Origin of the sequence: Acinetobacter sp. C13, assembly GCF_016809775.1 — a bacterium.
GTDB classification, from domain to species: Bacteria; Pseudomonadota; Gammaproteobacteria; order Pseudomonadales; family Moraxellaceae; genus Acinetobacter; species Acinetobacter pittii.
Window position 1 is genome coordinate 18,883 of the sequence record NZ_JAFBJL010000005.1, and the last position, 13,207, is coordinate 32,089.

Here is a 13,207-nt window from a genome sequence, read left to right on the forward strand (position 1 = left end):
TTAAAAATATGAGTCAGATAACTGACATAATCCTAATTCGTTTTGCAATTTACCTTGTCTTGAGGTTGAGCGCAAATCTGGCTTATTCATCAACCGGACATGGTGGAACTTCTAAACCACGACGGGCATAAAAGTCCTGAACAAATTCGTCAAATGTGCCATTGTCTAATGCATCACGCATACCTTCAGTCAAACGTTGGTAATAACGTAAGTTGTGAATAGTACCGAGCATAGACGCTAACATTTCTCCACATTTTTCAAGATGGAATAGATAAGCACGGGTAAAGTTCTTACAAGTGTAGCAATCGCAATGTGGATCGAGCGGACTTTGATCATGGCGATATGTACTATTACGAATACGTACCAGACCATCAGTGACAAAATAATGACCGTTTCGAGCATTACGAGTCGGCATTACACAGTCAAACATATCGACACCGCGGCGCACCGCTTCAACGATATCTTCTGGTTTACCAACGCCCATCAAATAACGGGGTTTGTCATGCGGCATTTTATTCGGTAGATAATCTAAAACTTTGATCATCTCTTCTTTAGGTTCACCTACAGATAAACCGCCAATTGCGTAACCGTCAAAGCCGATTTCTAAAAGGCCATTTAAAGACTCATCGCGTAAGTCTTCATACATGCCACCTTGAATAATGCCAAATAGAGCATTGTGATTTTTGAGCTCATCATGATGATGGGTTTTACAACGTTTTGCCCAGCGTAAAGAAAGCTGCAATGATTTTTGAGCTTCTTCATGTGTCGCAGGGTAAGGTGTACATTCATCAAAAATCATAACGATGTCAGAGTTCAAGACCTGCTGAATTTCCATAGAAATTTCAGGAGATAAAAATACTTTTGAACCATCAATCGGGGAGCGGAAAGTAACACCTTCCTCTTTGATTTTGCGCATTGCGCCAAGACTAAAAACTTGGAAACCGCCAGAGTCAGTCAAAATTGGCTTATTCCATTTAATAAAGTCATGTAAACCACCGTGTTCTTTAATCACTTCAAGACCCGGACGCAAATATAAATGGAACGTATTTCCTAAAATAATTTGTGCCTGAATGTCTTCGATGTCACGAGGTAACATGCCTTTGACTGTGCCGTAAGTCCCCACTGGCATAAAAACAGGTGTTTCAACAACACCATGCTCTAAAGTTAAACGACCACGACGGGCGCGCCCCGACTGACCTAATTTTTCAAACTTCATCTAAAAATCCTGAACACGAGCAGAGGCGAAGAAACAGTTCGCTGCTAAAAAGAGGGCTATTTTCCTTGATTCTGCGACGTAGTTCTACTACTAAATGTAGCTGGTTATAAAATAGATAAATTTCCGATAACTTGGAGACTATTTTCTTCCTATTAAAAATTAGGTTTATAGTCAAAATTCTCATTAACAAGATTATCCTTAAAAGGACGAATCGCTTTCTTGGATAAAGTTAAAGTGTTAATAAGATTATTAGGGAATACTTCAATCTGGTTGTTGAACAGCTCGACATTGCGGTTAAAAATGCTAATTGCTGCACCAACATTTTCATTCTGTTCCTGAATGTCATCCATCATTTTGCTATAGAGTGAATCAGCTTTAAGCTCTGGATAATTTTCAACAACAACGTTTAAGCTTCGAATAAGTTCTTGGCTCATTTTCTCGATCTGTTGTAGCTGAGAAATATCAGTGTTATTCACATTTAAATTAAGAATTTGTTGACGTAATTGAGTAACCTTTTCTAATGTCGATTTTTCAAATTGAGTATATTGATTGAGTGTCGATTCGAGAGATTCCAAGGTCTTTACTTTTTGACGCTCGAAATTGGCAACTTCAGCCCAAGCTCTTTTAGTCGCATTAAAGTAACGTACGATGGTGTTACGGATGTGAACGCCCCAGACAATCAATACGACGAAAATCCCCAAGAAAATAAATAAACCTGTCATTTTCACTCCTCTTATTTTTATTCCCTCATTGAGCCTTTTAACTTCTTATTTTTTGATAAGTTGCCAGTTCAGCCCTACGAGAGATTTATTTAATTAAATTAAGCATTAATTGCTGAAATTTTTCATATTTCGGCATAGTCATGGTACGCAAGTGTCCACGTAATGTTGAAACATCATGAATTTCACTTTGCTTGCTGGTGGTCTGAAAAAGATCTTGCTCACCGAGATAACACAAAATTTGCTCTTCATGATGATAAATTAAATCACCTTTAAAGTGCTGAAAAAAATCATTTAATTTTAAAGTTAAACTCGGACTAACTTCTTTGGCTAATTGGTGTTGGGCAGTACCAAAAATATTGAGCTTTTGGTTAATCAGAATGTCAGTGCTTTGCCATTCAGTTAAGTAAGGTGCAAAAAAGCGAGAACGTTGGTTACTTACAGCAATACCCAATGCAGGCATTTGAAATATAAAAGCGCCCCATAGATCTCTATGGATCTCTTTAACTATTTTTTTGTCACTATCCTGATTTTGAAGAATGGGTAAATTATTTACATAGTGATATTTGAACAGCAGAACTTGATGTTCCGTAATTCCATCATCCCACGTAGTGGAAGCAAACTGAGTAATTTCGTTAGATTCATTACCCCGATTAAACAGTGGAAAGTGTTGCTTTAATTTGCTTAAGACTAAAATTGGTTGAGATTGAATAGGAAGATAGGCCGGTAACTGTTGAAACCGTAATCCATAACGTAAAGTGGTGATACGTTCTTCTAAATAGTGAATGACTTCGCTTAGAGATTTTTGCGGTTCATAGAGCAAATAGGCCAGAAAACCAGTTAAAAATGCCCATAAGAGGCTCAAAATATATTGAATATGAGGATGAAAAAAGTATCCAAAGAATAAAGTCGTAATACTGCAAATACCTAACAAATACGGCAATACATTAACAAAACGAAGGTTAGGATCTTCACGCCATGGATGTAACGCATTTAAGAGTTCTTGATCTGTTTGTGATTTTTGCCCAGCATCCCAAAGTCGAGCAATATTGCGAAAAACCTGTGTATTTTTCTTACGTCTTATATGCAGAGCTTCTTGTAAGGTATCAATTGGCATGGAAGTAATGAGGTCATTATCATAAAGTGCTATTTTTAGATTATCTTTTAAATTGAATGAGATAAATAGAAATAAGTCATAAATAATTACTTTTATGATTTTGGCATTTGAGTTTCATTAATGAAATCCTGCAATTTATTTGCAAATTGCTCAAACTCTGGCATTGAAAGTGTTTCAAGGCATTCAGCAAGCTCGCGTACACTAGCGCCATATAAACTTTGTTGGCGTAAAAGATTTACATTACAGAGCCAACATAATGCAGAGGTTTCAGGGTGTACATAGAAATCTCCTGGAAAATCTTCCAACATTTTTTCTAATAATAACAAACGGTCTGGGCTTAGAAATTTTACTAAATCCAACTCATTAATTCCGCTTTGTTGGTACTTTTGATTAAAACGGATATCACTTGATTCCCAAGCTACTCCTAAGCGACAAACCTTTTTCTGTTTACTTGAAATACTAACTCCGCGAACTGGAAAATTCTCTAAAATGATGCCGTATAAATTATAGCTAATATCTTTTAGTTCCCATTTACCTTTTGAATTATAGGCCATCTCTCGATTGACATAATGGTATCTAAAGATTTTATAGGGGTGAATTGTTTCTCTTACTTGCCACTTGCCGTGTATTGCAGTTAAAACTGAATTTTGTTGATTGCCTAACTTAAACAAAGGAAAGTCTGAAGCGGATGTTCCTTCTTTTGGTAGGTTATCTTCAGTTGCAAATTTGAAATTATATTTATGTTCATAATAATAAACTTGGATATCTTGAAGTAGGCAAATCAGTTCGGCAGTAGATGCTCTATGATAAAAACCATAAAAGATTGCAAGAATGGCAAAAGGGAAGAAGTAAATCGAGATTAAAAAGCCTAATGCCATACAAACTAAGGCGAAAATTGTAGCATTCCAAAAAATATAATTTCGAATATCAAGTTGTTGGGTGCCTGTCCAATTTTTTAATGAATGAATAAGTATTTCTGGAGGTAATTGCTGATTAAGTAAATTTCTTAATGCCTCAATATTTTTTAAAGTAGTTTTGTTATGTGTATTTTGATTGTCAAAAGCACTTTGAATTTTTTGAAAAAGCAGTTTCATAAATTTTATTATTAGTCGAAATTGTAGTTGGGTCAGCTGGATTAAACTTTAAATGAGCTTATAAAATTTAACCCAGCTTTAATTTTTAAACTTCTAGCTTATCAATCAGCATTGCATCGCCATAGCTAAAGAAACGATAGCGGCTTTTAACTGCATGTTCATAGGCAGCCAAAATGTTGTCTCGATTTGAAAGTGCTGATACCAACATGAGCAGGGTAGACTCTGGTAAATGGAAGTTAGTAATTAAACGGTCCACGATGCAGAATTCATAACCCGGATAGATAAAGATTTGTGTGTCGCCAGTCCAAGCTGCAATTTTACCGCCATGAGCTTGAGCTGCACTTTCTAAAGCACGTGTCGCGGTTGTACCAATGGCAATCACTTTATTACCACGTGCTTTAGTCGCCAAAATTAAATCAATAGTTTCTTGAGGAACATCACACCATTCACTGTGCATGACATGATTGGTAATGTCATCAGTACGAACAGGCATAAAGGTGCCAGCACCGACATGTAAAGTCACAAAAGATTTTTGAACATTTTTTTGTTCTAACTTTGCTAGTAACTCTTCGTCAAAGTGCAAGCTCGCAGTAGGAGCGGCAACACTGGCAATTTTTTCGGGATTATGGAAAACCGTTTGATAGCGTTCAGTGTCAATTTCTTCTGCTTCACGGTTAAAGTAAGGCGGAATAGGCAACTGACCATATTGCTCAAGTACAGGCAAGATTGGCTGTGAAAACTCAACCACAAATAAATTTTCGTGACGGCCACGTACAATCACAGGAATATTATCTGCACCGACGAATAGCTCAGCACCTGCTTTAGGTGAGTTGCTTGATTTAATATGACAGTACGCTGTGGTGTGGTTCAGCATACGCTCAACCAAAATCTCAATCGCACCGCCTGTAGAGCGTTTTCCTTTAAGTCGAGCTTTCATGACCTTGGTGTCATTAAGCACCAACAAATCACCCTCTTCGAACAGATCGATAATGTCTGTGAACATGTGATCGTGATATTGACCCTTTGAATCTAAGTGCAACAACCGCGAAGCAGTGCGTGATTCGAGAGGATAACGAGCAATAAGTTCATCAGGTAATTCAAAGGAAAAGTCAGACAGTTGCATATTTGAGAAAAAACACCACAAAAATTGGACCTAGTATAAACTTTTTCGCTTTTTTATGGCTGTGCTTCTGACCTAAATCATGAAAAATGTTTAAATGATCTAAAAGTGAACGATAATATTCACTTAGGGTTTGACAAGTTTTACAAACGCGCTAATATACGCAACACAAACATACTTCCTCTCCCGAGGTGGTGAAATTGGTAGACGCGGCGGACTCAAAATCCGCTGTCAGAGATGACGTGTCGGTTCGAGTCCGACCCTCGGGACCAAGATTCAGAATCTTATGATTCTACGAAAACCCCTAAGCTAACGGCTTAGGGGTTTTTTGTTGGGTTAAAATGCCTATCAATTATAATTTTATCTTTTATTGTTAATTCTTAATTTATAGAAGGTTTAGATCTCTTATGAAATTTCATTTGGGAGACAATTTGTGAAAATAAGTGATGATCTATAATTTTGGCGGAATAAATAGATCTGTCCTTCATTCAAAGTCTTGAGCTGTAAATTTTGATTAGAATATAAAAGACAAGATAGGGGATATGTTTAGGTAGAATTATTTTCTACTTATTATTTTACAATTAGAGAGTAAATCATGAATAAAAAAGCTATAGGGGGAATCTTCGGATTAATCATTTTGATTTTTGGGTATTTATACGCTTCGCCTTATATCATCTTAAATAGTATTAAGAATGCATTGAAAGAGAATGATAGTGAAAAGGTTTCTGCTTATATTGACTATACAAGTGTACGCCAAAGTCTGAAAGATCAGATGAATGCTTATATGTTAAAAGAGATCACAGCTAAAGAAGCTAATGGTTGGGAAGCTTTAGGTGCAATGATGGTTTCAACTTTGGCCGAAAAGATGGTCGATGCGGTAGTAACACCTGAAGGTATGACCTTGATGCTGCAAGGGAAGAATCTTAGAAAAAGTTTAACTGGTAAGAGAGAGGAAGAAGATACGCATAAAGAAAGAACAGATACCTCAAAGATAGAATATAGAACTCGGTACTTATCAATGAGTATGTTTGAGGTAACTTTTAAAAATAAAGAGAATGGTTCGGATGTAAAAATCATTATGGAGCGTGATGGTTTAAGCTGGAAAATAAAAAAGATTGTTTTACCCATGGATGAGATAAACCCTGAACAAAAACTAAAGCCGACAACGATTCCTACAGTAGAAAAAATACCAGAATCTGAAACTTCAGCGATGATAGAACCAACGACAACATTTAATTTCTCTGGTGTACAGAAGAGGGCGAAACTTGAATCTTGTTATCATGATCCATGTTCAATTATTCGGGTTATGGAGTTCAAGTTAATAAAGCAAACACCCACTGAATCAAATATTGAGTTATCAGTTGTAGGTGGTAGTCGAGGCTGGGATGCTAAAAAAATAGAATGGAACCATGAAGCTCATAAAATCCAGATTCAATGCTCTATCACTAAGCCAACATTACAGATTGAAGATGAGGTAACAATAATACCTTTAAATGATTTTGGAGTGCCTGGGGTATTATGGTCAGATGCCGAAACTTATATGCAAGCATGCCATAACTACACTGGGGACATGGGAGCTGGCATTCAACAGTATGGTTATAATGTACAAGATAGTTAAGTTATTAATAAAATAGTAATCTGAAAAAAGGCTAGTTTATTGGCCTTTTTTTAAACAATACTTTTAATTAGCTTTTGAAAATTCTGAACTCGCATTTCTAACATCTTACAACTCGCCACCTTCAAATATTTGTTGTATTTTCCTCAAGCATACCCACTTTATGTATCTGAAAACCTTTAATTGAAACTTCACATTTCTATTTTGAAAAGAACGTTGCTCTTTTAATGTACTGTGTTAAAGTTTGTAGTAGATCATAATGATTATAAGTACATTTCTTGAGAGCGGTTCCGACCAAAAACGACATAATCTGTGAGGCGGGCAATGACATTCCAACGTTTAGAACTAAATCAGGTTGAGCAGTTAAGTGCTTGTAGGATATCCCTGTTGCTTGGATTAAATGCCGAGCAGAACTACATCGAACAATTTTTCCGGTTTAGTCTTCGTCTTTTGAATTGTAAAAAAGCCTTATTGACTTTTAATCAGGAACCCTACTTTTGGCACCGTTGCCCTGAAGGTATGACCGCCATTTCATTTAAACCATCAAAGCATTTAAAACAGTGCTTCGCCAAACAACAGATCATTAATCACTTACATCCCTCATATCAAAATTTAATCAACTATTTAAAAGAATTAAATATTGAGTGCAGCAGGGCATTGGCCGTGCATCTTCTACATCCTGATAAAACCTCGATGGGTTTTGCTGTCTTTTTTGATGACGATGCGGCAACGTTTGAAGATGATGATATTCAATTATTGCTCGATTATTGTTCTACTTTTATGCAGCAAGTCGAGTTGAAGTTTAACTATGAAGAGTTAAACGAGCTCTATGAACAACAGGTAGCAATTAATTCGAGTAAGACAAAATTTTTCTCGATTATCTCACATGACTTACGTGCACCCTTTCATGGATTGCTTGGATTTTCTGAGGTACTTGCTAAAGAGCGTGAAACTTTAGATGAATCTAGTATTCAAAATATTGCAGACTATTTATATGACACCTCACAGTCGACCTATAACTTGCTTGAAAGCTTACTAACATGGGCAATGGCTGAGGGTGGGCGTTTTGTTTATCACCCAATTAACTTTAAGCTTAGACAAGTCAGCAATATCGTTTGCGATGTACTGCACACATTAGCTTTAAAGAAAAATATTGAACTGGTTAATGGTGTTCCAGATGATTTAAACATCTACGCCGATATCAATATGATGACCTCTGTAATTCAGAACTTGGTGTCAAATGCGTTGAAATTTACCGACGTTGATGGATCGGGCAAAGTCTTTATTGAGGCTCAACAAGCGGATACAAATGTAGAAATTACTGTTCGAGACACAGGTCTGGGCATGACCGAGCAACAAATGGCAAATTTATTCCATCCACGTATTACTGCTAGCTTTAAAGGCACTGCAGGGGAAAAAGGTGCTGGCTTAGGTTTGAGTCTTTGCAAGCGTTTTGTCGAGATTAATCAGGGGCAAATTACTGTTAGCTCCAAAGAAGGGATAGGAACGACATTTAAGGTTCTATTACCTTCAGCTCAAGAAAGTCATGAGGTACATACCGAACATCATTCTTCATCAGAAGCAAAATTAGTCTAATCCCTTTTCCTAACACTACTCGAACTGCTATAACTAAAAACAGAGTACGAGGAAAAGAGCTTTTTATATGAATGCGGAGCAGTTACAAAAAACATTGCGTGCCAGTCAGTACGCAGAACAAGTTTTAGGTTTGCATCAAGCTGTTTTAGAACAAGATTATCAAATAGATCAATTTACTGCACCGCTCTCGACCGAACAGATTTACCAATTTGTACAGACCACGCTAGATGGGATTGGTGATGAAACGCTTTGGATGCGCGGAATGCGCATTTTACGTAGCCGTTTAATGTTCCGCTGGATTTGGCAGGATGCCAATCAACTGACCGATGTTGTCACACTCACTCGTGAACTTTCTGATTTTGCCGATGCCAGTATTTGTGCAGCAAAGGATTTTGCGCGTGTAGCACTTGTGGCGAAACACGGTGAACCTGTGAGTTACTCTGGCAAAATACAAGATTTGATTGTTGTTGCTATGGGTAAACTTGGTGCTCAAGAGCTTAACTTGTCGAGTGATATCGACTTAATTTTTGCCTTTGATGAGCAAGGTGAAACCAACGGTCGAAAATGTATTGATGTACAGCAGTTCTGTATTTTGTGGGGACAAAAACTCATTTATTTACTTGAGCACATTACCGCAGATGGTTTTGTGTTTCGAGTCGACATGCGCTTGCGCCCTTGGGGGGATGGCTCGGCATTAGCGATTAGTCATGCCGCTTTAGAAAAATATTTAAGTCAGCATGGTCGTGAGTGGGAACGCTATGCGTGGATTAAAGCGCGTGTTGTGACTGGAGGTAAAGAAGGGCAAGACTTGTTAGAAATGACACGTCCTTTTGTGTTCCGCCGTTATGTCGACTACACCGCTTTTGCCGCGATGCGCGATATGAAAGCCATGATTGAGCGCGAAGTGTTACGTCGTCATATTGAGGATGATATTAAACTTGGGGCGGGTGGTATTCGCGAAATTGAGTTTATTGTTCAGGTCTTTCAGTTGATTTACGGCGGTTCTAAACGTGAGTTACAAGACCGTCAATGTTTAGTCAGTCTTGAGCACATTGGGGAAGCTGGCTTATTAGAAAAACAAGCTGTATTAGAGCTTGAAGATGCTTACCTATTTTTACGCCGTGTTGAACACGCGATTCAAGCTCTAAATGATCAACAAACCCAATTATTACCAGAAGAATTGGACTTAAGACAACGCATTATAGATACCTTAGGTTTTACGAGCTGGAATGAGTTTCTCGATGTTCTTAATGAAAAACGTCAAAAGGTAAAAGTTCAATTTAAGCAACTGATTGAAGATACCAGCTCTAATGCCGCAACTGAAAATTTTGGGCAGTTAGAGCAGCAGTTAGATGAAGTGCTGGATGACAATGCGAAAAATCTGATTCATGAGTTTTGGCATGGTCATGCACTTAAAAAACTTCCTTCAAATGCTGTGCAGCGTTTAAAAACGTTTTGGCCTCATTTAATTGAAGCGATCTTACAGTCTGAACAACCACAAACTGCATTATTGCGTTTAATGCCACTGATTGAATCAGTCATGCGTCGAACCGTGTATTTGGTGATGTTGATTGAAAGTAAAGGCGCATTGCAACGCTTAGTGAAAATGGCGACGGTGAGTCCGTGGATTTGTGAAGAGCTAACGCAATATCCAGTACTGCTGGATGAGTTCTTATCGATGGATTTCGAGTTGCCAAAGCGTAAGGACTTAGAAGACTCATTACGTCAGCAGTTACTTCGTATTGAGATTGATCAGGTCGAAGACCAAATGCGAGCACTTCGCCTGTTTAAAAAGAGCAATGTGTTAACTGTTGCTGCAAGTGATGTGTTAGCTGAAAGTCCATTAATGAAAGTCTCTGATGCATTGACTGATATTGCTGAAGTCAGTGTAAACGCAACTCTCCATTTAGCTTATCAGACCGTGGCGAAGCGTCATGGTTACCCATGTGATGTTGATGGGAAACGCTGTTCACTCGACTATAAAGCTTTTGCTGTTATTGGTTATGGCAAGGTGGGTGGCATTGAGCTGGGCTATGGTTCTGACTTAGACCTCGTCTTTATTCATTACTTAGATGAACAAGCTGATACGGATGGAACCAAGTCAATTAGTGGCTTTGAATTTGCTATGCGTGTTGCTCAAAAGTTTATGTCACTCATGACCACTCAAACCCTTGATGGCCGTGTCTATGAAATTGATACACGCTTAAGACCTTCAGGTGAAGCAGGTTTATTGGTAACAAGCCTGAAAGCCTATGAACACTATCAGTTGAAAAGTGCATGGCTTTGGGAACATCAGGCATTAGTACGTGCGCGCTCTATTGCAGGTGATGAGGTGCTTTGCCAGAAATTTGAAATATTTCGACGCGAGATATTGACTCAATCTAGAGATGAGGCTTATGTTCGTGAGGAAGTGTTGAAAATGCGTCAGAAAATGAAAGACCATCTAGGTTCGTCTTCTGAACAAAAAAAACATGGTATTTTTCATTTAAAACAGGACGCAGGTGGTATCGTCGATATCGAATTTATGGCACAGTATGCTGTACTTGCATGGAGCGGGACGAAACCCGATCTCGCCCATTATTCTGATAATGTAAGAATATTAGAAGATGCTGCTAAAGCAGACTGCTTATCCAGTGAAGATGCCACAGCATTAATTCGAGCCTATCTTAGTGAACGTGCCGAAAGCCACCGCTTAGCCCTTGCAAATCAATCCATGCAAGTCAGCGCAGCGGACTGGCGTAGTACCCGTGCGGTCGTTTGCAATTTATGGCAAAGATTAATAGACCCAACCGCCTCGGTTGAGTTGGATAGTGAATGATTTTATAACAATTTGGAGTGTTCCATGAATTTGGCTGATCGTGATGGTTTTATTTGGCAAGATGGAAAATTAATTGATTGGCGTGATGCAAAGATTCACGTTTTAACCCATACTTTACACTACAGTATGGGCGTATTTGAGGGTGTTCGTGCTTATGAAACTCCTAAAGGTACAGCGATTTTTCGTCTTCAAGACCACACAAAACGTTTGTTAAATTCAGCAAAAATTTATCAAATGAAAGTGCCGTATGATCAAGCAACGCTTGAACAAGCACAAATCGATGTTGTTCGTGAAAATAAACTAGCTTCTTGCTATTTACGCCCGTTGATCTGGATCGGTTCAGAGAAACTAGGTATTGCAGCAACAAATAACACCATTCATGCCGCTGTTGCTGCGTGGGCGTGGGGTGCATACCTTGGTGATGAAGCGATGGCGAAAGGTATTCGCGTTAAAACTTCATCATTTACTCACCATCATCCAAACGTGACGATGTGTAAAGCAAAAGCATCTGGTAACTACACGTTGTCAATTCTTGCTCACCAAGAAGTTGCACACTCTGGTTATGATGAAGCAATGCTCATGGACCCACAAGGTTATGTGTGCCAAGGTTCTGGTGAAAACGTATTCTTAATTAAAGATGGCGTTTTACACACTCCAGATATCGCTGGTGGTGCGCTTGATGGTATTACACGTCAAACAGTAATGACGATTGCTAAAGATCTCGGTTATCAAGTTGTTGAGCGTCGTATTACACGTGATGAATTCTACATTGCAGATGAAGCATTCTTCACAGGTACTGCTGCGGAAGTAACGCCAATTCGTGAATACGATGACCGTCCAATCGGTTCGGGTACTCGTGGCCCAATTACTACTGAAATTCAAAAGACTTACTTTGATGCAGTTCAAGGTAGAAATCCGAAATATGAACACTGGTTAACTTACGTAAAATAAGTTAATCCGTTAACATAAAAAGGCGAACATAAGTTTCGCCTTTTTATTTTTGGCTTCGGGAGCTTTTATGCATATTGTCTATGTCTCTGATGGTAAGGCAGGGCACCGTTCACAAGCATTAGGCTTGTTTCAGGCAATGCAAAGACAACAGCCAGAAACAACTTTTGAAGAGATTCTTATTTCTGATTTGCCAATTGTTTCTTTAATTCAGGCGCTTTTCTCTTCAAAAAAATCGTTATTAAAAAAAACACCTGATTTTATATTTGGAGTGGGAAGCCATACACATTTTCGTGTCTGGTTATTCGGCAAAATTTTTAGAAAAGCCAAAACTATTATTTTGATGAAGCCTAATTTACCGGTAGTTTGCTTTGATTACGCTGTTATTCCAGAACATGACGGTATTCACGCCGACAGCCATGTGATTGTCACGCGTGGTGCATTAAATCCAATTCGTAATGAAAACCGCCATCAAAAAGACCGAATTTTAATTGCTTTAGGTGGTTCATCTAAACGGCATCAGTGGAACCAAAGCAAAGTATTAAGCAGTGTTCAAAAAATTGTTGAGAATAATCCAAACGCTGAAATTATTTTGACAACTTCACGCCGCACGCCAGCAGAATTTATCGATACTTTAAGACAGCAAAGCTTTGCTGGGCATTTACAAATATTTCCAGTTGATCAAACACCCCAAGGCTGGATTTTTGAAGAAATGCAAAAAGCAGAAGCAGTTTGGGTAACAGAAGACAGCGTATCTATGATTTTTGAGGCGCTTACCGCGGGTTGTCGAGTCGGTGTAATGGCAATGGACAGGTTGAAAGATGACCGGATTACCCACTCAGTTGATCAAATGTTAGAATCAAAATTAATTTCACAGCAGACTTGTGTTGTACAGTTACCACAACCTTATGCTTTTAAAGAAGCAGACCGTGTGGCAACATATCTTTTAGCGAAAAATTAAATT

General features: G+C 38.3%; 10 protein-coding genes and 1 tRNA gene. 6 read left to right on the forward strand and 5 right to left on the reverse strand.

The features are described 5' to 3' along the window. Positions 1–82: 82 nt before the first annotated feature. The 5 genes from tgt to queA form a co-directional block, all read right to left on the reverse strand. Positions 83–1,216, reverse strand: a complete 1,134-nt coding sequence (gene tgt, locus JGE69_RS14090; RefSeq protein WP_199113825.1) for a tRNA guanosine(34) transglycosylase Tgt — start codon at positions 1,214–1,216, stop codon at positions 83–85. Between the two features lie 152 nt (positions 1,217–1,368). Continuing rightward, positions 1,369–1,938, reverse strand: a complete 570-nt coding sequence (locus JGE69_RS14095; protein ID WP_199113827.1) for a LemA family protein — start codon at positions 1,936–1,938, stop codon at positions 1,369–1,371. An 85-nt stretch (positions 1,939–2,023) separates the two neighbouring features. Further along, positions 2,024–3,052 (reverse strand): hypothetical protein, encoded by a 1,029-nt coding sequence (locus JGE69_RS14100; protein WP_002116316.1) that lies wholly within the window; start codon positions 3,050–3,052, stop codon positions 2,024–2,026. A gap of 92 nt (positions 3,053–3,144) precedes the next feature. Then, positions 3,145–4,146 (reverse strand): hypothetical protein, encoded by a 1,002-nt coding sequence (locus JGE69_RS14105; protein ID WP_199113829.1) that lies wholly within the window; start codon positions 4,144–4,146, stop codon positions 3,145–3,147. A gap of 85 nt (positions 4,147–4,231) precedes the next feature. Then, entirely contained in the window at positions 4,232–5,269 is a 1,038-nt protein-coding gene (gene queA / locus JGE69_RS14110) for a tRNA preQ1(34) S-adenosylmethionine ribosyltransferase-isomerase QueA (RefSeq protein ID WP_199113831.1), read from the reverse strand. Positions 5,270–5,451: 182 nt separating this feature from the next. Between queA and JGE69_RS14115 the strand changes: the two genes are divergently transcribed. From JGE69_RS14115 to JGE69_RS14140, 6 genes are all read left to right on the forward strand, one after another. Further along, positions 5,452–5,538, forward strand: a tRNA-Leu gene (locus tag JGE69_RS14115). Between the two features lie 323 nt (positions 5,539–5,861). Continuing rightward, positions 5,862–6,884, forward strand: a complete 1,023-nt coding sequence (locus JGE69_RS14120; RefSeq protein WP_199113832.1) for a DUF2939 domain-containing protein — start codon at positions 5,862–5,864, stop codon at positions 6,882–6,884. A gap of 321 nt (positions 6,885–7,205) precedes the next feature. Continuing rightward, positions 7,206–8,477 (forward strand): sensor histidine kinase, encoded by a 1,272-nt coding sequence (locus tag JGE69_RS14125; RefSeq protein WP_069124087.1) that lies wholly within the window; start codon positions 7,206–7,208, stop codon positions 8,475–8,477. A 67-nt stretch (positions 8,478–8,544) separates the two neighbouring features. Beyond that, positions 8,545–11,295: a bifunctional [glutamate--ammonia ligase]-adenylyl-L-tyrosine phosphorylase/[glutamate--ammonia-ligase] adenylyltransferase gene (gene glnE, locus JGE69_RS14130; protein WP_069124085.1), complete on the forward strand. Its 2,751-nt coding sequence runs from the start codon at positions 8,545–8,547 to the stop codon at positions 11,293–11,295. Between the two features lie 24 nt (positions 11,296–11,319). Continuing rightward, positions 11,320–12,246, forward strand: coding sequence for a branched-chain amino acid transaminase (locus JGE69_RS14135; protein ID WP_199113834.1), 927 nt, complete (start codon positions 11,320–11,322; stop codon positions 12,244–12,246). Positions 12,247–12,313: 67 nt separating this feature from the next. Beyond that, positions 12,314–13,204, forward strand: a complete 891-nt coding sequence (locus tag JGE69_RS14140) for a mitochondrial fission ELM1 family protein (protein ID WP_199113836.1) — start codon at positions 12,314–12,316, stop codon at positions 13,202–13,204. The last annotated feature ends 3 nt before the right edge of the window (positions 13,205–13,207 follow it).